This is a genomic window from Nostoc sp. FACHB-133 (assembly GCF_014698055.1).
In the GTDB taxonomy this organism is placed as follows: domain Bacteria; phylum Cyanobacteriota; class Cyanobacteriia; order Cyanobacteriales; family Nostocaceae; genus Nostoc.
Genome location: NZ_JACJSH010000014.1, coordinates 92,890 through 118,583 on the forward strand (window position 1 = coordinate 92,890; position 25,694 = coordinate 118,583).

A 25,694-nucleotide genomic window follows, 5' to 3' on the forward strand; every position below is an offset into this window, starting at 1 on the left:
TTGTTTTCATCTATTGTCAATAAGACATATTGCTGAGATTAGTTTCATTTGTGAACCTTATTGACAAAATGATTCCACTTTTATCCCTGCTTTGATCAATTCCAGTTTTATTCAATCCTGACAGAATAAGCTTTTTAGCTTCTACCTTAACCCGAACTCAGGTTATTTACCAAATCTCTGCAAATCTTGAGCCAGCTTGATGTAACTCGACTGGCGTTGCCTGTCTGTGAGTGGAGATAATTGTTCCATTAGCAACAGTCGAGTTTGGGCTACTGCTACCGGATGCTTTGGCTGTTGGCTATTGTCCACAATCTTCAAGTCCTCAGTCAACTTAGCGTAACTTGACTGGCGTTGACTGTCTGTGAGTGGGGATGGTTGTTCTATGGGCACTAGTCGTGGCTGTTGGCTATTGTCCACAATCTTCAAGTCCTCAGTCAACTTAGCGTAACTTGACTGGCGTTGACTGTCTGTGAGTGGAGATAATTGTTCTATAGGCAACAGTCGAGTTTGGGCTACTGTTACTGGATGGATTTCCAAAACTTTGGCATTTGACTGACCTTGGCTGTCTGGGCGTGGTGGTAATAATTCATCCGCAGGTATGGAGGCTGCTTGATTTTCCTGAGAGCTATCAACTAATGATACTCTGTAGGTTTTACGCTCGAAAGGATAAGTAGGCAGCAGCACCCGGCGTAGACCCTGAGAAAATAAGGGTATGCTATTAAACCTTACCCCAGCTACATAAGACCTGGCCAGACTGGTCAACACACGTTCCACCACTGGTTGTCCTTTGTCTAGATATATCCAGACTCCCAGTTCATCCAAACTTGCTAATTGTTCTTTGAGAGCTAATGAATCTCCTAAGTGTAAATAAACACTTTCTTTGGAGATGACATCTTGACACACGTCTACATTTAACTGTTCAGATACTTGCACCAGGGCTACCAGTTGAGCCGGGGAAATTGTGTCAGAATGGCTGAAAATTCCTTGTGAAGTTACTAATGGACAAGTCCAGGTTGATGCTAACCGTTCTTTTGCGGACACATCATGAGCAATCAGACCTTTTTGTCCTTCTATTTGTAGGAGCAAAGCGATCGCCTGCTCTAATGTCAACATTCCCCGCAGTGTAGCTCCTACTAGAATACCGGTTTTTTCTACTAATAAACTAGTGGGTTGTAATTCCAAAGACATCAACAAGCGTCCCCAAGCGTACTGCACCGCAAATATATGTGCCTGTTCGCTCATCTCATTTAATCCGGCACGCACGCTATTGTAAGCTACTTGGAATTGGGGGAAACGTTTGCCTAAAGTTTCTACTTCTGCGGGAGCGATCGCACTAGTTCCATCTAATATTAAGTGAAACGGTGTTGTGCGCTGGGGGTTAGCTCGACCTGTATATATATCTGCTGGTGTTTGTGCCGAACAGATAGTGTCTAAGTAATTGAGCAGATGTTGACGGTCATTGACTACTAAAGCCGCCTTGTAAGGTAATTCCTTCTGGGCATTATTTTGAGTAAAGCAGATTTGGGAAGATTCTTGTTCAGGATGATGAATGATGTGTTCGCGTAGTTGTCTAGCTACTTCTTGAAGTGCTTGTTGATTCCGTGCAGTCAGACATAACAAATCAGGAGATGAACTTGTGACCTGGGACTGTAAATTAGCTACTATTGGGGATTCCTCAAGAATAACGTGACAATTCGTGCCACCAAATCCAAATCCATTCACACCTGCACGTAATGGGTTGCCATTAGGCGACCAGGGTATACTCTTACCAGCCACAGCAAAAGGTGTGTCCGCAAAATTAATATGGGGATTAGGCTCCTCAAAACCTACAGTTTGGGGAATTTTGCCGTTCTGCATGGCCAGTACCACTTTGATCAGGCTGACAATACCGGAAGCAGACAGCAAATGACCAATGGAGGATTTAACCGAACCAATAGTACAGAATCCCTTTTCATCAGTAAAGCTGCGGAAAGCTTGTGTCATCCCTTCTACTTCGACTGGATCGCCCAAGAGAGTGCCTGTACCGTGGGTTTCAATGTAGGAAATAGTCCGAGGGTCTACGCCACAACTGTTGTAAGCTTGGCGGATGGCTTCTGCTTGACCTTTGGGATTGGGAGCGGTTATTCCCTGGGAGTGACCGTCATTATTTACGGCGGAACCTTTAATCACAGCATGAATCAAGTCACCATCTGCCAAAGCCTGCTTGAGTGGTTTGATAATTAATACGCCTGCACCTTCTCCTAAAACGATGCCATTAGCACGGCGGTCAAAGGGATAGCAGGTTCCACTCAGAGAAAGAGCCTGTGCCTTACGTAAAAAAGTGAAGGGACTAGGACTGAGATTTAAATTAACCCCGCCGACGATTGCCATGCCAGTTTGACCGGAACGTAGACTTTCGCAAGCAATATGTAATGCCACCAGAGAAGAAGAACAAGCAGTACTAACTGCCATACTTGGCCCCTTGAGGTTCAGGCAATGGCTAACTCGTGCCGCTAATTCGTTGACCTCGTTACCTGCTGCTGACTCAGGGAGAATTTCACTTGGTTGCAGTACTTGTGAGAGGGTCTTGAGCAAATGCTGACGATCTTCAGCAGGAAGGTGATCAAACCAAGAACTCTCTTGCAAACGCTGACGTAATTCCTCGTAATACTGATAATTGGTGAAGTGTTCGATGTAAGTATTTTGTCCACAACCAACAAACACACCGATATTATCTGGGCGATATTTGCCGCCGTAGCCTGCCTGTTGTAAGGCCTGCATAGAAAGCTCTAGGAACAACCTTTGTTGTGGGTCCATTGCCGTAGCTTCCTTGGGAGAGATGCCAAAGAACATCGGGTCAAAGTTGAAGGGACTGTCTACAAAGCATCCACGTTTGGATATTTTTGCTTGTGGAGAGTTTCCTTTGGCTTCAAAGTAGTGTTGGTTGAACCAACGGTCTGGAGGCACATCTTGAATGACAGAGCGGCCTGCATTGAGTAAATCCCAGTACTGCTCTAAGTTATCAGCTCCTGGTATTTTACAAGCCATGCCGATGATAGCAATGTCTTGTTCAGGAACATCTTGGTATTTTTCCTGGGTAGCGACATTTGGGGGCGCTGATTTTTCGGCTTCCGGGCTAGATGTTTCTTCTGGGGCGATCGCGCTTGTGCTAGTCTTCACAGAATAACCGTACTTGCTTTGTAAATAATCTACCAGGTCATCTGGTGTTTGATATTCAAACAGTAAAGTCGGAAATAATTCCTCACCCAGAGTTGTCCCTAAATGTTGCACAACTTCTACAGTCCCAACAGAATCTAACCCCATTTCTTGGAAAGTTTTGTGTCCTTCCACCTGTGCTTCCGGAATACGTAAATGTTGCAGCAAAACTTCTCGGACAAGCTGCCGCAGATTGCGAGATTTAGTTTGTAGTTGGCTGGCGGAGGATTTTGGTGCTATTTCTGGGGTGGCTTGAGCAATTAAGTCAATGATGTGAATTACACTAGAAGCATCCAAAGATAGAGCCTGAATAAAGGCATTAGCAGCTGGCTCTGGTTCCAGAGGATTTAAACCTTTGGATTTTACCATTAATAAAGTTGATGCTCCTAAAAGAGCGCCCATACCGCGATCGCTCCACAGGGAATAATTTAAAGCTAAGGAGCGTCCTTGACCGCCATGCTGTGTCCGGTAGATGGCATAACTATCGAGAAAAGTATTGGCTGCGGCATAATCGCCCATGCCGGTTCCCCATTCGGCTTTAGAAGCGGAAACAGAGGACAACAACACAAAGTATTTTAGAGGTTCGTTACGGGTAACAGCATCGAGGATGATGGTTCCCTGGACTTTCGGGGCTAAAACTTTGGTGATTGAGGCAGGTTGTTTTTGTAGTAGTTTAAATGTGCTGTGGTCAACTGCACCCGCCGCATGGATGACTCCATCCAGATTACCAAAGCGGGACTTGATGCTCTCAATTAATTGCTTCATCCCCAAGGCATCCGTTACATCCACAGCCTGATACATGACTGTGGCTCCGAGTTGCTCTAGTTGCTGAATTACCTGGATACGTTGCTGGGTAGACGCATCATGACTAGCAGATTGCCATTCTTGTTTGGGGGGGAGGGGATGACGACCTGTTAGCACCAAATTGATGGGTACTTGTCGAACCATAGCTAAGGCTATTTCTGTCCCGACAGCACTGGTACCACCAGTAATCAACCAGGTTTCTCCTGCCGACAAAGGTAGAGAATTGTTATCTGTAGGTACATTAATTCTTTCCAGGGTACGGCTCAACCGTTGACCATTACGGATAGCAACAATACCTTCACCAGTAGGGGCTGCCTTCATTTCCTGGAACAAAATATCGGCTAATTTTTCAGGCAGATAAACATCTTGGTTAAAATCTACGACTTTTGCTTTAATCTGAGGATTTTCTTGTGCCACCACCTGTGCCAGTACACCTGCCATAGATTGATGTACACCGTGTAGGGAATCATTTGGAGATATTGGATAAGCACCTTGAGTTACCACTAAGAAATTGAGGGGAGAGGCTGGGTAATGTTTGACTAGCGCCTGTGTCAAAAACAAAAGACTGTAAACGCGTTCATTGAGCAGGCGGTCATTTTCTAGTAATTGTTCTGGGGATGTTGCCCACAAACTGTAGTTCCACAGATGCACGGCTGCGGTGACTGTAACACCGTCTGTTTTGATATTTTTAATTAGCTGTTCGTAGTCTTCAACGGATGCCGGATTAATAGTGAAGTGTTGTGCTGTTTGGTTGAAGCTCTCCCCTGGGGTGACAAAATATGTCGTGTACTTTTTAGGGTCAAACAGCTTTTCTAAATTTTCCCCTACTTGGTGGCGATCGCTAAAGATCAAAATTGCCCCTGAAGGAATATCTTGAGATTGGCTTGACACCTCTGGAGTCCATTGCCAACTATGAAACCAATTCGATGGTACAGCCAAGGGAATTCTTGGCAAAGCTTTGACTTGGGGAATAGCTGGCAGACTTTTCTCCTGCAAGGAGAGAGGCTTTGAATTCTCCCCTTGTAGGGAAGGGGGTTGGGGGGTTAGGTTTTCCACCCAGTAGCGTTGGCGTTGAAATGGGTAGGTTGGTAGTGCCAGGCGGCGACGCTGATAACCTTGGTCAAATGCAGTCCAGTTGATTTTTATACCCCTGATGTACAACTCACTTAAACTAGCAAGCAATTGTGACCAGTCTGGTTGTCCTTTTTTCAGAGAAGTTAGCCAAGTGCCTGTACCTTCTGGCAAGCATCTTTTACCCATGCCTACTAATGTGGTACTCGGCCCCATTTCTACAAAGATTTCATACCCTTGTTCATGTAGCGTCTTGATGCCGGCATAAAATCTTACTCCTTCTCTGAGATGCTGTCGCCAGTAAGTTGCATTGGGAATTTCTTGGTATTTAAATATTTGTCCAGTCAAATTCGAGATTAGGGGAATACGCGGCGCTTGAAACTGCACCGAGCTAGCTATCTGCTCAAAGGGATCGAGGATACTAGCCATTAAAGGGGAGTGGAAAGCGTGAGAAACCTGCAATGGTTGGGCGTTAATTCCTTGAGTTGCCAATTCTTTCAGCACGGCTTGGACAGCTTCTCTGGCTCCAGAAATAACGATATTTTCTGGGCCATTAATCCCGGCAATTGCCACTTGCCCTGTATAAGCAGCTAAAATGCCGTTCATCCGTGCTTCATTGGTGAACACTGCCGCCATCATGCCATTTTGGGGTAGAGATTGAATTAAACGCCCCCGCTCGGCGATTAATTTCAGCCCATCTTCCAAGCTGAACACTCCAGCAACGCAAGCGGCTACATATTCACCCACGCTGTGACCCATGACTGCATCTGGTACAATTCCCCAAGATTTCCACATTTCAGCGAGGGAGTACTCTAAAGCAAACAGTGCTGGTTGAGTATATGCTGTTTCATTCAATGGGGAAGTAACATCAGATGTGGGGTAAAGTACTGACAACAAAGGTTGCTGAAGATAGGGACGCAGAATTTTGTCGCATCGGTCTAAAGTTTTACGGAACGTCGGCTGGGTTTCGTAAAGTTGTCGTCCCATTTCTACGTATTGAGAGCCTTGCCCTGTAAACAGGAATACAACTTTGGAACGCTTCTTCTCTGCTTGACCACTGACTAATGTACTGGTCAGCTTTTGGCTAGCAAAAGCTGTTAGTTGTTCGCGCAAGTCTGCGTTAGATGCAGCGACAACAGCAAGGCGGTGTTCGAAATGCGATCGCCCGGTGTTAGCTGTAAAACAAATATCTGCTAAAGATGTTTCTGGATGGGATGTTAAAAAAGATTCATAGCGGCTAGCCATTGCTAGTAGTGCGGCCTCAGTTTTGGCCGATAAACTCAGCAGGTGGAGTGGACGCTCAGTTTTCGGCGGCTCTAATTTCAATTCCGGTGCTTCTTCGATAATCAGATGGGCATTAGTGCCACTCATGCCAAAGGAACTAACCCCAGCCAAGCGTTTGCCGTTGACTGCTGGCCATGGAGTTGGCTTCGTTGGCACAGCAACCGCAAGTTTGTCCCAAGGAATATGAGGACTGGGCTGTTGTAAATGCAGATGTGGCGGTATCTCTGCGTTTTGTAGAGCCAGCACCACTTTCATTAAACTGGCAACTCCCGCAGCTGATTCTAAATGACCCAACTGAGTTTTTACGGAACCAATCAGCAAAGGTTGTTCTGGAGAACGTCCTTGACACAACACTGAGCCTAAAGCTCTTACTTCAATGGGATCTCCCAAAGATGTGCCTGTACCGTGGGTTTCTACATAACTAATTTGTTCTGGTGCTACCTTAGCGTTGGTGAGTGCCTGATTAATCAATTTCTCCTGAGCTAGCCCATTGGGTACTGTCAGACCACTGCTAGCACCGTCATGATTAACTGCCGAGCCTCGCACCACAGCCAAAATATTATCATTGTTAGCGATCGCATCTGATAAACGCTTGAGTACAACTATTCCACAGCCTTCTCCACGTACATAACCATCGGCTTTGGCATCAAAGGTCTTACAACGACCATCTGGAGCCAGCGCCCTCATTCTACTCAGACCAATGGAGGCTTCCGGTGCTAATATCAAATTGACTCCACCAGCTAAAGCCATATTGCACTCACCTGAACGCAAGCTCTGACACGCCAGGTGAACCGCTAGCAACGAAGAAGAACAAGCCGTATCTAACTGCATCACAGGCCCTTGCAAGCCGAGGACATAAGCTAGGCGACCGATGGCAATACTCCGAGCATTTCCTAAACTGCTGTAAGCATCAATGCGGTGATGATCGCCAGAATATAGGTTAAATCGGGAATAATCTTCCATAAAGAGTCCCATAAAGACTCCCGTCTGGCTGCCGTTTAATTCCTCTGGGGATTGTCCGGCGTTTTCAATGGCTTCCCAACCTACCTCCAAAAGTAGCCGATGTTGGGGGTCCATGCTGGCTGCTTCTAGAGGGGAAAGTCCAAAGAAATGAGGATCAAATTGATCTACCTGTTTAATAAACCCACCATAGCGGGTGTAAATTTTCCCCAGAGTGTTGGGATTTGCATTGTAATACTCATCCACGTCCCATCTGTCAGCCGGAACTTCAGTGATAGCATCTACCCCATTGTGGAGTAATTCCCAGAATTTTTCAGGGTAGTCTGCTCCTCCAGGAAAACGACAGTTCATGCCAATAATAGCGATTGGTTCTGTCTTGGCGTTCTCCACTGCGTCCAACTTGGCACGCATTTCTTTTAAGGCTAAAACTGAACGTTGTAATGGAGATAATTGGTGGATGTCTGAAGTGTTACTCATTTTAAGAAATTGCGTAATTAATAGACAAAGAAATTGAGTCTGAAGCCAGACTCATTTAGCTGTGTAAGTAAATAAATAAATGTCTTTTGTAGACTTATCGGAGTTAAGCAGGTGATTTACGCAAGTTCACAAGTAATTACTTCAGACACCAAGCAAAGCTTCTAATTCTTGGTCAACTAATGCTGCTAATTCGTCTTCAGAATATTGCTGAATATCTATTAACAAATTAGTTTGCACTTCAGTCTCTATTTGCGGCTCCACCACAACTGGGTCTGCTACATTCAAGGAAATTACATTGTTGAGCAAATATTCAGCCAAGGATTCAATTGTGGGATATTCAAAGGTCAAAGTCGAAGGTAGAGAACTTCCTACGCTGGTTTCTAGTCGGTTCTTCAACTCGATGGACATGAGAGAGTCCATCCCCATATCGAAAAAGCCCTGTTGCGGATTTGGTTGATAAGCTGCTTCAAACCTGAGAACTTGGGCAACCTCAGTTTGAATATAAGCAATTAAAACATTCTGGCGATCGCTAGTAATAGTTTCCTCTAATTGACGCAGAAGTTCAAGTTGTTTAGCTGATTGTGCAGAATTGCCTTGTGGCTGGGTTTGGGGAGCTAAATCGGAAATTAACGGTGCTGCGCCTCCTGGTGGGAATTGCTGGAGGAATTTCGCCCAATTAACTGACATCACACCAACTTGGGTGGCATCTTGTCTCAATAAATCTCCCAGTAGTTGCAATCCCAATTCTGAGGACATGGTAGCAAAACCACTCTCAGCTATGCGCTTTTGGCTACGACTATCTAAATCTGCTGCCATCCCAACTTCTGCCCAAGGCCCCCAGTTAATGCTCAAACCTGGCAAACCCAAACCTCGACGATAATGAACTAAGGCATCCATGAAGGCATTAGCGGCTGCATAGTTTCCTTGGCTGGGTGAACCAAGTAATGAGGCGACCGAGGAGAAGCAGACAAAGAAATCTAAAGGTAGGTCTTTGGTCAATGTGTGCAAGTTCCATGCCCCTTGCACCTTGGGAGCAAGCACTTTCGCAAAGCGGCTCCAATTTTGTTGCAGTAATACCCCGTCATCTAAAACACCAGCCGCGTGAAAAATACCCCGTAGAGGTGGATAGTTAGTTTTGATTCCCTCTAACACCTGAGCCACATCTTCCGTGTTGGACACATCTGCTGTAACAACTAGAACTTTTGCGCCCGCTTGTTGTAGTTGATTGATAGCTACTTGAGTATCACCAACCACTCCACGCCTGCCAGTTAAAACTAAGTTTTTCGCTCCTTGTGCTACCATCCACTGGGCAACTTGCAGCCCTAGCGCCCCTAAGCCACCCGTAATCAAATAAGTCCCATCTTCACCAATTGGCAGTTGATTCACCGGGGTTTGAGCTTGGCGACGTACTAACCGGGAGACTTTCCGCACTCCTTGACGGAATGCCACTTCGTCTTCTTGGTCCGGGAACAACAACTCTGCCAACAACTCTTCAACTTCGTTCCCATTACCAACTGGGTTTAAATCCAACCGCACACATGATAATTCTGGATGTTCCAAGGGAATAACACGTCCCAAGCCCCACAAAGCAGCTTGAGTTATGGCTAAAGCATCGGACATTGGCTCTACTGGCTGAGTTCCTCTGGTGACTAACCACAGACGGGGAGACTTAGACCAAGTTGATTTTGCCAAAGCTTGAACCAAATGCAGCACATTACCACAGCTAGTAACCTGGGTATCTTGGAAATCAACAATGCTTTCATGCTCTAGCCCCCACAGGTATACTACCCCACGACAAGGAGGTTGGTTATTACCTAAGCTTGCTTGAATTAACCTCTGAAAATCTTGTGGTTCTGAAGGGTTGATGTAGTAATGTTCTGCATCGGCTTGATATTCGGCACCGGGAGAAACTAAGATAGTGCGATCGCCACGTTCTTGGAGTAGTTTTGCTAACTTAACCGCCGTTCCTTGCTTATCAGCAAATATCAGCCAACTCCCTAACTCTTGTGACTGTGCTAACTGATGATTTTGCTCACGAGCCTTTGGTTGCCAAGCTACTTCATACAGCCAATCACCTAAATCTTTTTGCAGACTTTGCAGCAAAGTTGCCCGACGAACTTTCCTCACTTCAAAACCGATGATTTCGGCGATTAACTGCCCATTTTGGTCGAACAGATGTACGTCACCAATTAAGCTTTGCTGATTAGATGTTGGTGTTTTCTGACCATGACACCATAGTTGATGACCAGGATGGGAACGACCATAGAATCTAAAGCTACCGATGCTAAAAGGAATGTACATATAGTCATTCTCGACTTGCTCGGCAGGATTAACATCCCAGCAAACGTTGAGTAGTTGCAAGCATGAATCAATTAATCCCGGATAAAGTTGATAGTTATCGAGTTCGTCTGGTAATTGGGGCAGTTTCATTTGACATACAGCTTCTCCATCCTGATGCCAAATATTTTCTAGCCATTGAAATGAAGTTCCCCAACTGTAACCAACTGCTTGAAAACTAGCGTAAAATTGCGTTCCCGATAAAACTTGAGAACATCTAGCCTTGACTTCTGCTACATCTACGAAATTGGGTACTGGCGAGAACAGCCGGACTTTTCCTGTGCCATGTGTTTTCCAAGAGTTGACCTCGTTTTCTGCTTCTCCACCTAAAAAACTAATAATTTGAAAGGAAGTCTCTTCTGTTGTTTGGGGTGTCAAAACTAACTGAACTGTTGTACTGCCCTCATCTGGGCAAACCAGCGTATTTTGAAACAACAAATCTTCGATGATGCAAGATTCATTGGGGAAAGCCTCCTTAACTGCGGATAGAAGCATCGAGATATAAGATGCACCAGGAACTATTCTGACTTCGTTTAATTGATGATCCTCTAGATGAGCAGGCGAATTGGGGCTAAATTGGGTTTCAAAGCGAATTTCTGGAGAAAATGGTAATTTTAGCCGTTGACCAAGTACAGGGTGGAGGGTTTTGCTAGCCTTGGCGGGTAAAGTCTGTTGGCGATGAGATGTCTCAACCCAGTAACGCTGGCGCTGGAAGGGATAATTTGGCAGCACTAGGCGACGACGGGGATAATCTTGATCAAAGCCAGACCAGTTGATTGATGCCCCACGCAAGTATAATTCCTGCAAGCTTTGAAGTAGCTGTTGCCAATCCGACTGTCCTGAGCGCAAACTAGGAAGCCACACTCCTACTCCTTCGGGGAGACACTTACGGCCCATTCCCAGTAAAATTGGTTTTGGCCCGACCTCTAGAAAAATTTCGCAACCTTGCTGCTCAAGGGTTTCCATCCCAGAAGCAAATCTCACAGACTGGCGCAAATGTCTGACCCAATATTCCGCATTGGTGATTTCTGTGGTCACTACTGTGCCAGTAACATTAGAAATCAGTTTGATATTAGGTGATGAAAAGCTGACTTCTGAGGCAATGCGCGCAAATTCCGCCAACACTGGTTCCATTAAAGGAGAGTGGAAGGCATGGGAGACGTTTAACTTGACACTATTAACGCCTTCGCCTTGGAAAGTAGACACCGCTGCTGCGACTGCTTGATGTTGTCCTGAAATAACGACACTTTCCGGACCGTTGATGGCAGCAATCGATACTTGATTGGCATAAGGTTGAATAGCTGACAATACTCGCGCTTGGGAGGCGAATATATTGACCATTGCCCCATCTTGAGGTAGCGACTGCATGAGGCGAGCGCGGGCAGCAACCAATTTGAGTCCATCTTCCAGACTAAAAACTCCAGCTATACAAGCGGCAACATATTCACCCAAGCTATGACCCATAACTACTGTAGGTTCTATTCCCCAAGACTTCCATAACTGGGAGACTGCATACTCTAGGGCAAATAAAGCTGGTTGGGTGTAGGCGGTCTCATTCAGAGGGCTAGTGCCAGATTCAGGATAGAGAATTGATAGTAAAGGCTGTTCTAAATAAGGACGGAGAATTTCATTACAACGATCTAAAGTTTGCCGGAATATCGGTTGGGTTTCGTAGAGTTCTCGCCCCATACCTATATACTGAGAACCCTGTCCGGTAAATAGAAAGGCAATTTTCGGGCGCTTTTTGTTGTGTAATTGTCCACTCACGCCTGGATTTTTACCTGCTGCAAAAGCTGCCAATTGTTGGCGTAAGTCCTGAGTAGATTCAGCGACAACAGCCAACCGATGGTCAAAATGCGATCGCCCTGTGTTTGCTGTGAAACAAATATCTGCTAGATTTGCTTTACTATCACCTGCCAAAAAGGATTCGTAGCGGCTGACAAGTGACTGTAGTGCTGATTCAGTTTTCGCCGATAAACTCAAAAGATGAAGCGGACGCTCAATTAATTTTGAATTTTCAATTTTCAATTTTGAATTGTTATCTGGTGCTGCTTCCAAAATCAAATGGACATTTGTACCACTCATGCCAAAGGAACTGACCCCAGCTAGTCGTCGTCCATCTGCCCCTAATGGCCATTGTGTGGGCTGAGTCGGAACCACAACCGACAGTTTTTCCCAAGGAATATAGGGATTAGGTTGTTGAAAATGTAAATGTGGTGGTATCTCTGCGTGCTGGAGAGCTAATACAACTTTCATTAACCCGGCAACTCCGGCGGCTGATTCCAAATGACCAACCTGAGTTTTTACTGAACCGATAGTTAGGGGATTGTCTTGGGAGCGACCTTGACCTAATACTGCTCCCAAGGCTAACACCTCAATGGGATCTCCCAAAGGTGTACCAGTCCCGTGAGTTTCCACATATTGAATCTGATGGGCTTGGACGTTGGCATTTTCTAAGGCTTTGCGAAGTAATTTTTCTTGAGCCGAACCATTGGGGGCTGTCAGACCATTACTAGAGCCATCATGGTTGTATGCTGAACCCCGAATCAATGCCAGGATAGGATCGCCATCAGCTAAAGCATCGGATAAACGTTTGAGTACTACTATGCCACATCCTTCTCCGCGTCCGTAACCATCGGCGCTGGCATCAAAAGTTTTACAACGACCATCAGTAGATAAGGCTTTTAATTTACACAGACCAATGGAAGGATCTGGTGAGAGAATCAGGTTGACACCGCCAGCTAAAGCCATATTGCATTCTTGAGAACGGAGGCTTTGGCAAGCTAGATGCACACCTAACAGGGAAGATGAGCAAGCTGTATCTAACTGCATGGTAGCTCCTTGCAGACCCAAGACGTAAGCCAAACGCCCAGCCGCCATACTTCTGAGAATACTTAAAGTATTGTAGGCATCAATTTGAGTGCGATCGCCATAAAAGCTCAGTTGTGAGTAGTCATCCATAGATAGCCCGACAAATACCCCTGTAGGACTACCATTTAACTTTTCTGGTGCTTGTCCAGCATTTTCTAGCGCTTCCCAGCTTACTTCCAAAAGTAGCCTCTGTTGAGGGTCGAGGCTGACGGCTTCGCGGGGAGAGATGCCAAAGAACTGAGCATCGAACTTGTCTACCTCATTTAAAAAACCGCCGTGCTGGGTGTACATTTTCCCCAACATATCGGGGTCTGGATGATAAAACTCATCTACTGGCCATCTTTGTGCAGGAATTTTGCTAATGGCATCTACCCCATTATGTAATAGATTCCAGTAATTCTCTGGGTTATTAACACCCCCAGGTAAACGGCAAGACATCCCAATAATAGCGATGGGTTCTTTCTGTAATTGCTCAACAGTATCAACTTCAGACCGCATCCGCCGCAATTCTAAAATGGCATTTTCTAGTAACAAGCGGTAATTTGTGTTCTCTGAATTAGGAATCATACTAATCTCCTTTGTTTAACTGTGGCAATTTCTCTGGTTAGTAATTCCGCTATTTCCGCGTCTGAGAGTGCTTTTAAGTCTGCCGATTCGGCCAGTTCTGCTTTGTTTGTAGGCAATTCTACAGACACCAATAGACTTTCTGTGTGCAAATTAGACTCTGGCTTTGTCTTGGCTAATTCTGTCGGTTGGGGAATTTTTTGACTGGCTAGGTGGCGTGCTAAAGATTCGATGGTGGAGAAGTTCCAGACTATAGTTGCTTCTAAGGGATATCCCAACCATTCACTCAATTCTTGGGCTAACTTGACAGCCCTAACGGAATCTAATCCATAATCAGCAAATGACTTACTTTGGTCGATTGACTGGGCTGCTACTGCCAATTTTCTCACGACCCAATCCATAATCCAGTTTTCGATCAATTCGGCAGTTTGATAAGAGACATTTACCGACGCAGATGTCTGAGTTTTGCTAACTACAGTACTATGGGAAGGTGCAGCAGAATTTTCTTGCCTTAGTAGCCGCTTGAGTATTTTGCCAGTCGGGTTCTTGGGGATGGAGGAGACAAATTCGACGGCGCTAGGAACTTTATATTTAGCCAGTTTCTGGTAACAGAAGGCAATTATTTCTTCTTCTGTAACCGCTTGGTCTGCTTTGAGAACAACACTAGCTTTCACCTGTTCACCTAGTATTGAATCTGGTACACCGTAGACAGCTACCTCTGCAATACCTGGATGCTGGTAAATAACATTTTCAACTTCAGCGGGGTATACTTTTAATCCACCGTTGTTGATCATATCTTTGAGGCGGTCAACGATGTAAAAGTAGCCCAATTCATCTATTTGACCAATGTCACCGGTATGAAACCATCCGTTCTTAATGGATTTGGCAGTTTCAGCCGGGCGATTCCAGTAACCTAGCATGACATTGACACCGCGAATAACGATTTCGCCGAGTTCACCAGGGGCAACTTCGCAACCATCATCAAGGCTGACAATCTTCATCTCGACATTTTCAATTGGTGAACCAATAGAACCCAGTTTGTACCTCAATTCGTGGTTATAACTAGCTAATGGTGATGTTTCTGTCAGACCATACCCTTGGTTGATGACTTTACCAAACTTGTCTTGCCAACGTTTGGCAATTTCTACAGGCAAACCTGCGGCCGCAGAGAAGTAGTAACGCACTGAATCCAAATCGCGGATAGATGCTTTATCGCATAAAAGAATAAAAGTAGTGGGAACACCAAAAAAGATTGTAATATTATATTCGCTTATAGTTGCCAGTACCGTTTCTGGGTCGAACGATCGCTGTAAAACGATAGTTGCACAGGTATTAAGTCCACTATTGAGAACTGCATTCTGCCCGAAACAGTGGAACATCGGTAAAAATAGTAAAATTTGATCATGAGGGCGCATTTCGCAACAGTGATTCATTGAGTGCATATTGGAAATCACATTGCCATGAGATAAAGTAGCGCCTTTAGGGAAACCTGTTGTACCAGAAGTATAAAGAATCGCCGCCGGATCATCACGTTCCATCTCCACAGCACGGGCGCTAGACGAAGCATTTGCGATGAATTCACTCAATGCGATCGCGTCAGTTGCTTTCCCCTCAGCAATTAAGATGTGCTTGAGGTGCGGTAAATCCTGCTTGGGCAATTTTTCTCGCAGCGTTTCTGTGGTTACGAGTACAACTGCTCCACAGTCATTGAGAATAAACTTGAGTTCATCGCTTTGCAGACTTGGGTTAATGGAAACTGCGATCGCCCCAATCTTGAGAATCCCCAGATAGGAAATAACAAATTCAGGAATGTTTGGTAATAATAATGCTATGCGATCGCCACGCTCAATTCCTAACCCCAGTAAAGCATTGGCAAAGCGATTTGCCATTTCATTCAGTTGTTTATAAGTAAAATATAAGCCTTCAAAAATGAGCGCTGGTTTGTTAGGAAAAAGGCAGCAACCACGCTCCACATTTTGGGAAATATTCATAAAAGTTGTTGCAAGATTTAAGTTGTAGCTCTTGTTGTACTTATCGCCTTGATGTAGAGAATTTATGCAATAAGTGGATGAAATGAGTAAACAGTCAACTGATAATTGTTGACTGTTTACTATTCATTATTGGCTAATAACTGTTAACAGATATCTTGAACTGCTTTCACAATCAAACCACCAGCCGCGATATCAGCAGAAATCCGGGCAATATGCTCATCCAGACCTTGCTCATTATCATTCCAAATATATGGGCGATCTGAAGTTGGTTTTTGTCCAACTACGTGGCGGACTGCTGAATACAACCGCTCAGTTGCAGGTGATAGACAGACGCGTGCATCGTAATGACCAGTCTTTTTATATGTGCGGAGATCAACAGCTTGGACTCCAAACATGAGAGCGATCGCCATATAATTCTGGAATATATCGACAGAACGGCGGGCTAGAGTCGCTGAAGTGTATCCTTGACTGTTGATGTTCTGATTAAATTGTTCCGCATGAGTAGGAAAGCGATCGGCGATGGAATTTCCATAGAAGGTCAACAGTGGCATAATTGAGTTACCGCATATTTGCAGACCTTTGAGTCCCATATTGACTTTACGTTCTCGGTTGCCAAGTAAAGACGGTGGAAGTCCATTACTAAACTCCGGTGAGGCGAGGAGGGCAATCTGCACATCCAGGTGTTTAGCCAATAACCCAATATAGTAACGCAGGTGATCCATTCCCACACCCACGTACTGTCCGAGGAAATTGCCTCCATGATAGCTAGCTTGGTTATTCACATCAATCAGTGGGTTATCAGTCACTGAGTTGATTTCAATTTCGATTTGTTTGGCAATCTGGGAAATTCCATCAACGATTGGCCCCAAATACTGGGGAAGGCATCGGAGTGAGTAACGATCCTGAATTAATTCGTGATCACGATAATCGTGTTTACCATCTAACTCATCACGGACTAACTGGGAATTTGCTAGCAAAGAAATCATCTGATCTGCTGCCCATAATTGACCAGGATGTGGTTTGGAATTATGGATAAATGGATGGAATGATTGATTGGTTCCGTTTAAAGCTTGGATATCTAGAGCGTGAACGCCCATAGCGATCGCAGTTAAAATTTGAGTATCGTAGACGCAGTTTGCCGCAATACCTGTCATTACTGAAGTGCCGTTCATCATCGCCAAGCCTTCCTTCGGCAACAATGTCAAAGGTGACAAATTCAGTTGGCGTAAGGCTGTTGGCGCATCCATTTCTTTACCGTTGAAGTCAACCTTAAAGCTGGGATCTAAGCCTATGAGTGAACCAGTAATGTAGGATAGTGGCACTAAATCACCACTGGCACCAATTGAGCCAAACTCATACACATACGGTGTAACACCAGCGTTGAGGAAAATCTCCATGCGCTTGATAAGTTCTAATCTGATGCCAGATGCACCGTGCATGTGAGAGTTTGCACGCAAGAGCATAGCTGCGCGCACATCAGCCAAAGGCAATTTGTTACCTGCACCTGTTTTCAGGAACCAAACTAAGTTAGTTTGGAGTTCAGATGCTTGTTCACGGGATATGGCAACATTGGCCATACCACCAAAGCCAGATGTCACTCCATAAATTGGTTCCCCAGATTCAACAGCATTATTGATGTAGTCACAAGATGCCTGAATACCCTGCAAAACATCAGTGTTATCGGTTAAAGACACTAAGGTGCCATTACGCGCTACCCTTGCAACATCATTGATTGTGAGTTTCTGATTACCAATAATTACATTGGCAGATGAATTTTCAGTGAAAGAAGATTGTTGAGATAAGGTTTTGCTTTGTGCTTGAGATAGTGTCTTCATACAGGGATTATTTTTAACTTGTAGTAGGTATTGCAATTAACTTAACTTTTGTTTTTTGCTGATAGTATTTGACATAATATTTCAGCAAATACAAATTGATATTTAGCTGGCATCAGTATCCTAATGAAGCAGCTATTCTCCATGATTGAAACTTTTGAGAATAATTTTTTGGCGAAGTTCACGTAAGAATTAACCAAAAAATTAGCCATTTCTTTAAATTGGTTTGCTCATATATTGATGAGAGAAGTTCAGTTCGTTGTGTTTTTTACAACATGACAGAATAAAACTTGTAATCGTTTATTCTTTAATTGAACTGTTATATATTTAACTGGAGTAAGTAAAAGATTTATGCAACTATTCCACAAATTTGACTTTATTTATTTTACTTACCTGCGATCGCATATATTAAAAGCCTTATGTGGAATATGTTTCGCCTATTTCGGTCTCTACAACACTAATACAGCACGGTGTAAACAGCACAAAAATTTAAAATCCGTGAAAATACTGCTATATGAGCTTTTCACAGATTTTAAATATTTAGATATTTTCTTAATCGAAAATGCCTCACAACATAACTCAATCAAATCAAGCCGTATCCGAAAGCGAAAGTGCCATTCACTATAATCTGAGTTGGCTCAGGAACATTTGGTTATAGATCAATTATGACGCTTCCAGCAGGGGATAATATGCCATTAGCACCAGTGAATCTTTCCTCTTCACCAGTGATATTGACGAGTTAAGCAATTCGGAACGGAAATTTTTTATTCTGTCTGCCCACATAAAACAAAAATATAGCAAAGATGATTATAACTAAGCTAAATATGTAACCATCACCAAAAACTTTGATGGCTAAGGATGAAGCAATAGGCCCAGCAGTACATCCGAAACTATATATAGCTGTGAACAAAGCACTTCCAGAAGATAGTTCATTTCTAGAAAGTTTTGCTCCAATTAATGCCATTGCTAAGGGAAAAATCGGACTGATACTAGCTCCAGCAATAAATGCAAATATCTGGGTAGCAGTGGAGTCTTGAATCAATGAAAGAGATAAAAATGACAATATTACGATAGACACGCTCATAAAAAGAACTTTGAGTCTGCCGAATTTGTCTGCTATGTGAGTAACTGGAACAGTAGAGAGCAAGCCGCCAACTACAAATACAGCAAAGGTATAGCCGATCTGCTCTATATTGTAATTTTGTCGTAGCAGATAAACAGGATATAAAGAAACTAGCGTTGATTCGGCAAAACCATAGGCAAATGCGCCCTGAAGGGGAAGTTTCAGCTTGTTGAAAATTCCGGAACGTGAAGATTGTTGAAAAACAACTTTTTTATCTGGTAAAGCTATCCAGACCACAATTACGCCGCTAAAAATTAAAGCACTACCCAACAAAAATGACAGTTTTGGTGAAACATTATACAAAGCAGAACCAATTACTGGGCCAATACCAAATCCAAAAGTAAAAGCTAGAGCATTCAAACCATTGACGATCGCTCGATTACCTTCATCACAAAAGTGATTCAATGCAGTGTTTCCACTGACTAGATATAAACAACAAGCAATGCCCATAACAGCACGTATAATAAACCACAAAGGCATTGATGTAGTCATAGTGAACAAAGGAGCGCTAATACCCATCATTGTCAAGCCAAGCATCATAGTTTTACGAAGCCCCAACTTGGGTAATACTTTTACTACGAACGGTGTTCCCAAAGCTATGACTAGAAAATACACCGTAGAATTTGCTCCTATCCATAAATCATCAACTTGATGTTGCGCCATTAATGTTGAGATAAAGGGATTAAATAGCCCTATAGAAATACCAGACAGAAAAGCTATGCTATACAAAGCTGGTAATCCAGTAGAAAACGGAGAATTTGATTTTGTCGAGATCAATTCTGTCATAAAACTTGAGGATAATTGATAAATTACGTGGTTTGAGTGCATGGTATAAATACGATGCAAGCAATCTTGTTATCGCAAAATAGCTACGCAAAATAGAAATAGCTTTTTTGCAATAAAATTATTTTTAGCAGTTTATTTAAATAGATTTAGCTACTTAATAAAGTATAGATTTGTATATGAAATTATTAATTATTGTTGATAGCTACTAGGTAATTTAAGTGTTGGGATAATGACTGCAAAAAGAGTGATTGAGAATTATGCAAAAAGAAATGATCTCCCGGAAACATTTGCAGATTGAAGTAGCTACTAGTCTGCTCACGCCAAGCTTCTAAAGCATCAACCTTAATTGCTTTATCCTGCAAACCTCCAAATACAGAGATTGGGCATTCGAGTGGCATTTCACTTTTGTAAATGTATGTCTCTAGTATCGTAAAGTCCGCTCGTAGACAAGGCAAGAAAAGTTGCAACATTTGTTCATTCTGCAAAATCGCATTGGGAATTGCATTGTAACGATCGCAAAGTTCCGCCAGGAATTTAGCCTCAGGCATTTTGTGAATAAACGGTTTGAGAATTGGTTTTTGGGGAGCAGGGCAACAAGCAGCAAAAAAATGAACAGGGCTAAGATTATATTCTTGACGGAGTAGACGCGTTATCTCAAAGGCAAGTGTTGCACCCATACTATGGCCAAAAAAAGCAAATGGCATATTCAGATACGGTCTAATTTTTGATGCCAAAGTTTGAATAAGAGGTAAAAAATTGGTATATGAGGGTTCTTGCAATCGACTGCCTCTTCCAGGAAGTTGAACTAAGTAAACCTCTACATCCTTTGGTAATTTGTTTGTCCATGTACTATATGTTGAAGTTGTACCCCCCGCACATGGAAAACAGAATAAGCGAAGTTGGGCCTTTGGATTAAGCTGAGGGCAGCTAATCCAAGGATCAACTATTAGTCTTGCTGTCATAAAATTATGTCTGTAATCTGAAAATTTTTGTTATAAAATCTAACCATGTTTCTTTATCAGACTGTGGTAACTCTGTTCATAGCAGCGATTAAAGGTAAATATTATTTCTGTACATATACACGGTTAATTAACATGAGTAATTAAATCTGACTATGAGCAAGAATAATTACAGCCAAGACTTAAATTTTGGTACATATTTGCAGCAAACAATACTATCAAATTCATTGATAAAAAACGTTAATTTTATCTACTAGTAACTGCTATTAAATAGAGATAACTAAATAGTAAAAGCATAAAATTTTAATACCTGAGAAATTGCCAATTATATTTGATTCCTCCCATCACTTTGATAAGTTATTAAAACTTAAGAGTTAATTTTTTGTTTGCTCTCATAGTAGTTATCGCTCTTCTCTGGGTTATTTATGCAAAACACCAAAATCCCCAGCAAATAAAATTTGATTGGTGAAAAAATGACATGAACTATAGCATTAGAAGCAATGGGCTACGCCCCGCAAAGAAGTGCGGGTACGCCATCGCTATTCCTTAGTGTTAGCCATTTCGAATTATTAACGCCCTAGTCTCAAACTTCTTTCCATAAGCATCTGAGGTTCGATATTCTCAACTTTTGGTATCGCTTCTAGCTGAGGAATCTTTGCGATCGCATCTGCAATATTACCTGATTGGGCACGCAACCAAGCGGTATTAGGCGCATAGTCAAGGATTTGTACTACTTCGTAACCCGCTCGATTAATTGCCTCGTGCTGAGACTTTACATCAACGCCTTCAGCAAAGCGGATGAAAACCAGTCCAGTTGGTACTGCTAAAGAACCATTGGGTTCTATTGTGTAAACTGGACTCAGTTTACCCTGCTCTGATTGATTGGGTTCGCCTGGAAAAACTGCGTAGGCGTAGCCCGCACTTCGGCTGCGCTCAGTGACCGTCGTAGACATCGCACCATCGTTAAGTTGTAAAATTGCTCCTGGTACTACCGTCTTGGGTTGATTATTATAATGTATTGCATAGTACCCAGGCTTACGAGTATAAGATATAGCAGTGCGATCGCTGCCAACCCGAATTTGTTCAGGATACTCAGAAAAATAGTCGTTTTGAAATTTCACTTCAGGAATCAGGGGTAAAGAGTACACCTGTAGAAAATACTCAGCCGGAAAATAAAACATCTTTCTCAAGTTCTAATGATGTTATAGCGTTTTCAGTGGTATGGAATACAAATCTTTTATCGGGATAAAAGCTATATATCCCTAGTAGTCTGCCAACCCAAAAATGAGCTTGTGAGGTCTGGGGAAAGGGGAAAGGGTAAGGGATTTAAAACCTTTCCCCTTTCCCCCTTACCCCGCTTTCGTCACGAAAGCGAACTACTAGTGATAGTGAAGATTCGTAAAACAGCCTGACTTTGAATTCCTCTTTTCTGGAAAGACGAATTGAAGGCTTGTATGAACTTTAGAGAGATTAAATTCTGTTTGCAGCTGGATCTTTTTAATGTCGTAATACACATATAACACATGAAATAAAAACCATCCATAAACTAAACATAAACGCACGCTGCGTATAGCAAGCTTTAAAAGTAGTGCATAATACGATTTCCCAACGCCCAATTTTCAAGACAAATATCCCAGGAGATTAAGCTATGGTTCAGGTTCGCTATGGTGGACAGAACGGTCAACAGTATGAACTTGCTATCAGTGAAGAACACGTTGTAGTGCGTACCGAAAGCCGCAGTACTCTAATTGGTGCAAGACCGTTTGAAGTCGCACCTGTGTCACCCACAGCTCGTAGCATCCTCAATCAATTCGAGTTAACAATGCGGTTTCGGCAAGCGGGTGTAGAAATTTTGCGTGCGAAAGTTCCAACTCAGGGTGTCGCTTTGCGCGATCGCGCCCGTGAAATTCTCAACCAAGAGTCTGAAGTCCAATTTGCCGGACGTGTCTTGATCGATCCAGCCTCCAGCCAACCGATAATTTACACCGAAAACCTCTTTGTTAAATTCGATAATGAAGAAGAATCAAGGGTCTGCCAAGAAATATTGGGACGTTACGGCTTAACAATTAAACGCCAACTTGAATATGCACGAAATGCTTATTTTGTCAATGCACCTACAAATACTGGTATAGCGATCTTTGACATCGCCGAGAGACTTCTGAATGAGGAATCAGTCGAACTGTGCCATCCTGAACTAGTGCGGGAATCACGCCAACGTCAGGTTTTCCCGCAGCAGTGGCACTTAAAACAAACAACAATTAACGGTAAGGTAATTAACGCCCATGCCAACGTTGAAGCAGCTTGGAAGTTGAGCGATGGCACAGGAGCAATTATTGCAATTATCGATGACGGTGTGGATCTCGATCATGAAGAATTCCGTTCCTCTGGAAAGATTGTTGCCCCGCGTGATGTCACGCGTAAAAATGACAATCCCAGACCGGGAAACGACAATAACCACGGGACAGCTTGTGCAGGAGTAGCTTGTGGTAACGGCAAATTTGGTGCATCTGGTGTAGCACCGGGTGCAAAACTGATGCCGATTCGTTTAGCTTCGTCGTTAGGTTCACAGGATGAGGCAGATGCTTTTATTTGGGCGGCTCAAAATGGAGCTGATGTGATTTCTTGTAGTTGGGGCCCAGCAGATGGGACTTGGTTTGAGCCAAACGATCCTCTACACAAGCAAAAAGTACCTTTGCCTGACTCTACAAGATTGGCTATGGACTTTGCAATCAATAAAGGACGTAACGGCAAGGGATGTGTAATTTTATTCGCGGCTGGCAATGGTAACGAAAGTGTAGATAACGATGGCTACGCCAGCTACCAAAAGGTAATTGCGATCGCAGCTTGTAACGACTTTGGCACAAGAAGCGCTTACAGTGACTTTGGTCAAGCGGTGTGGTGTGCCTTTCCTAGTAACAATGGTGATAGTTCTCAAACCCCTGGAATTTGGACAACCGATCGCGTTGGTGTACTTGGTTATAATTCCGGTAATGTAAATCTGGGTGATGCCGGAGGTAACTACACAAACGAATTCGGCGGAACTTCTAGTGCTTGTCCTGGTGCGGCTGGTGTAGCAGCATTGATTATTGCCAGAAACCCAAATCTGCGTTGGGACGAAGTACGAGATATTATTAAACGCTCTTGCGATCGCATCGATCAAGCTGGAGGTAAATATGATGCCAATGGTCGCAGCCCTTTCTACGGTTATGGTCGAATCAATGCTCTCAAAGCTGTAGAATTGGCCAAGCCGGCGCAAACATCGCCCATTAGCATATTCAAGGCAGTGCAAGATATCCCAATTAACGATTTGCAAACATCAACATTGTCGTTGGCGATCGCTAATACCAGCCTGATGAAATCCATCAAGGTTAATGTAGACATCGAGCATACTTATATTGGGGATCTTGTAGTTACTCTCCTTCCCCCAGTGCAAATAGGCATACTTCCCATTATTCTGCACGATCGCCAGGGCGGAGCTACAGATAATATCAAAACAACTTATGACGAGGTAAACACCCCAAAACTTGCTGCCTTTAAAGGTAAAAGTCCCCAAGGAACCTGGACTCTGGAAGTTGCAGATAAAGCTACCACAGATACAGGAAAGATTCGCAGCTTGACTATTGAAATTGGGTTTTAGACCAATAGGTTTGAGTTATGGAGTGTGGAGATGAGGGAGCAGGGGGAGCATGGGGCACGGGAGCAGGGAGCAGGGGAGATGAGGGAGACAAGGGGACAAGGAGATAAACAAAACTCCTAACTCAGCACGGGCTAAACGCCCCGCTACCGCGAACAGCACTCCTAACGCCCAATTCCCAATTCCCAATTCCCCATTCCCCATTCCCCATTCCCCCATGTCTGTTAGCTTTGAGTCACAGGCTCTTTCGCCAAGAACTTCTCTAATTCTGTCAGCGCATCAGCATCAACCTTAGTTTGCATTGGGCAGAACTTAGGCCCACACATCGAACAAAACTCAGCAGTTTTATAAATATCTGCTGGTAAAGTTTCATCGTGATATTCCTTAGCTCTTTCTGGATCGAGTGATAATTCAAACTGACGGTTCCAATCGAAGTTGTAACGTGCCTTAGAAAGTTCATCATCTCTATCCCTTGCACCGGGGCGATGTCTAGCAATATCAGCCGCATGAGCTGCTATCTTATAGGCAATCAACCCATTCCGCACATCTTCGGCATTTGGTAGACCTAAGTGTTCTTTTGGTGTTACATAGCACAGCATTGCAGTGCCGTACCATCCAGCCATCGCTGCTCCAATGGCTGAAGTAATATGGTCATAACCAGGAGCAATGTCTGTCACCAATGGCCCCAAAACATAGAAAGGTGCTTCAGAACACTCTTCCATCTGCTTACGGACGTTGAACTCAATTTGATCCATTGGCACGTGTCCTGGCCCTTCCACCATTACCTGGACATCATCTTCCCAGGCTTTGCGAGTTAGCTGTCCCAGGGTTTTCAATTCAGCTAATTGTGCTTCATCTGAGGCATCATGAGTGCAGCCGGGACGTAGAGAATCTCCTAAACTGAAGGAGACATCGTACCTTTTGAAAATCTCAATAATGTCTTGGAAGTGGGTATAAAGTGGGTTTTGTTTGTGGTGATGTAGCATCCACCGCGCCAAAATACCGCCACCGCGAGAGACAATACCAGTGATGCGGTTTCTCACCAAGGGCAAATGCTCAATCAAAATCCCTGCGTGGATAGTTTGATAATCTACCCCCTGCTGGGCGTGCTTTTCGATGATATGGAGAAAATCATCAGCAGTCAGATTCTCGATTGTGCCGTGGACACTTTCTAAAGCTTGGTAAACCGGCACCGTACCAATGGGAACAGGTGAAGCCTTGATGATGGCGGTACGAATTTCATCCAAATTACCGCCGCCTGTAGACAAATCCATCACGGTATCAGCACCGTACTTCACCGCCAGATTCAGCTTATCAACTTCTTCCTGAAGATTAGAAGAGTTGGGGGAAGCGCCGATATTAGCATTAACCTTACATTTAGAGGCGATACCAATAGCCATCGGCTCTAGATTAGTGTGATTAATATTAGCGGGGATAATCATTCGCCCCCGCGCCACTTCATCACGAATGAGATCGGCAGGGAGATTTTCTCGTTGGGCGACGTAGTGCATTTCTTCGGTGATAACACCTTGGCGCGCGTAGTGCATTTGAGATACATTACTCTGCCCACGCCGTTTAGCAACCCATTCTGTCCGCATATTATGATTCCTCAATAAACAGCTTCCCTCCGCTGGTATTACCCAGACTCAGGTGTTAAGGGTGTGATCTCAGCCTGGTTATGTAGGCACCCCTAGCATGGATGTAGTGTATCACTTTCGTTATGTCTAGCAGCAAGGGTGTTAACAATTTATGAGGTGAGGGTGGTGTTAAGCTGTTTTTTCTGAGTCTAATACTGCCTCATAGATT

General features: G+C 43.8%; 9 protein-coding genes and 1 riboswitch. Of the genes, 1 reads left to right on the forward strand and 8 read right to left on the reverse strand.

What is annotated here, in order from left to right; translation table 11 throughout:
- Positions 1-162: 162 nt before the first annotated feature.
- The 7 genes from H6G86_RS13885 to H6G86_RS13915 all read right to left on the reverse strand — a co-directional run bounded on the left by H6G86_RS13885 (position 163) and on the right by H6G86_RS13915 (position 21,435).
- Entirely contained in the window at positions 163-7,791 is a 7,629-nt protein-coding gene (locus tag H6G86_RS13885) for a type I polyketide synthase (protein WP_190934816.1), read from the reverse strand.
- A 141-nt stretch (positions 7,792-7,932) separates the two neighbouring features.
- Positions 7,933-13,566 (reverse strand): type I polyketide synthase, encoded by a 5,634-nt coding sequence (locus H6G86_RS13890; RefSeq protein WP_190934817.1) that lies wholly within the window; start codon positions 13,564-13,566, stop codon positions 7,933-7,935.
- A complete protein-coding gene (locus H6G86_RS13895) occupies positions 13,563-15,554 on the reverse strand; it encodes a long-chain-fatty-acid--CoA ligase (protein WP_190934818.1) in 1,992 nt (663 codons plus the stop codon). The genes H6G86_RS13890 and H6G86_RS13895 overlap by 4 nt, the downstream gene beginning before the upstream one ends.
- A gap of 143 nt (positions 15,555-15,697) precedes the next feature.
- Entirely contained in the window at positions 15,698-17,389 is a 1,692-nt protein-coding gene (locus H6G86_RS13900) for an HAL/PAL/TAL family ammonia-lyase (RefSeq protein ID WP_190934819.1), read from the reverse strand.
- Between the two features lie 736 nt (positions 17,390-18,125).
- The gene (locus tag H6G86_RS13905) at positions 18,126-19,295 is read right to left on the reverse strand and encodes an MFS transporter (RefSeq protein WP_242064812.1); all 1,170 of its coding nucleotides are present in this window, start codon (positions 19,293-19,295) and stop codon (positions 18,126-18,128) included.
- 185 nt (positions 19,296-19,480) lie between these two features.
- Entirely contained in the window at positions 19,481-20,257 is a 777-nt protein-coding gene (locus H6G86_RS13910) for a thioesterase II family protein (RefSeq protein WP_190934821.1), read from the reverse strand.
- Between the two features lie 566 nt (positions 20,258-20,823).
- Positions 20,824-21,435, reverse strand: coding sequence for a hypothetical protein (locus tag H6G86_RS13915; RefSeq protein ID WP_190934822.1), 612 nt, complete (start codon positions 21,433-21,435; stop codon positions 20,824-20,826).
- A gap of 467 nt (positions 21,436-21,902) precedes the next feature.
- Here H6G86_RS13915 and H6G86_RS13920 point away from each other — a divergent pair, with 467 nt between their 5' ends.
- On the forward strand, positions 21,903-23,891 hold the full coding sequence (locus H6G86_RS13920) for a S8 family serine peptidase (protein WP_190934823.1): 1,989 nt from the start codon (positions 21,903-21,905) through the stop codon (positions 23,889-23,891).
- A 221-nt stretch (positions 23,892-24,112) separates the two neighbouring features.
- Here H6G86_RS13920 and thiC read toward each other — a convergent pair whose 3' ends face one another.
- The gene (gene thiC / locus H6G86_RS13925; protein WP_114081781.1) at positions 24,113-25,486 is read right to left on the reverse strand and encodes a phosphomethylpyrimidine synthase; all 1,374 of its coding nucleotides are present in this window, start codon (positions 25,484-25,486) and stop codon (positions 24,113-24,115) included.
- 7 nt (positions 25,487-25,493) lie between these two features.
- Positions 25,494-25,590: riboswitch (TPP riboswitch) on the reverse strand.
- Positions 25,591-25,694 lie beyond the last annotated feature (104 nt).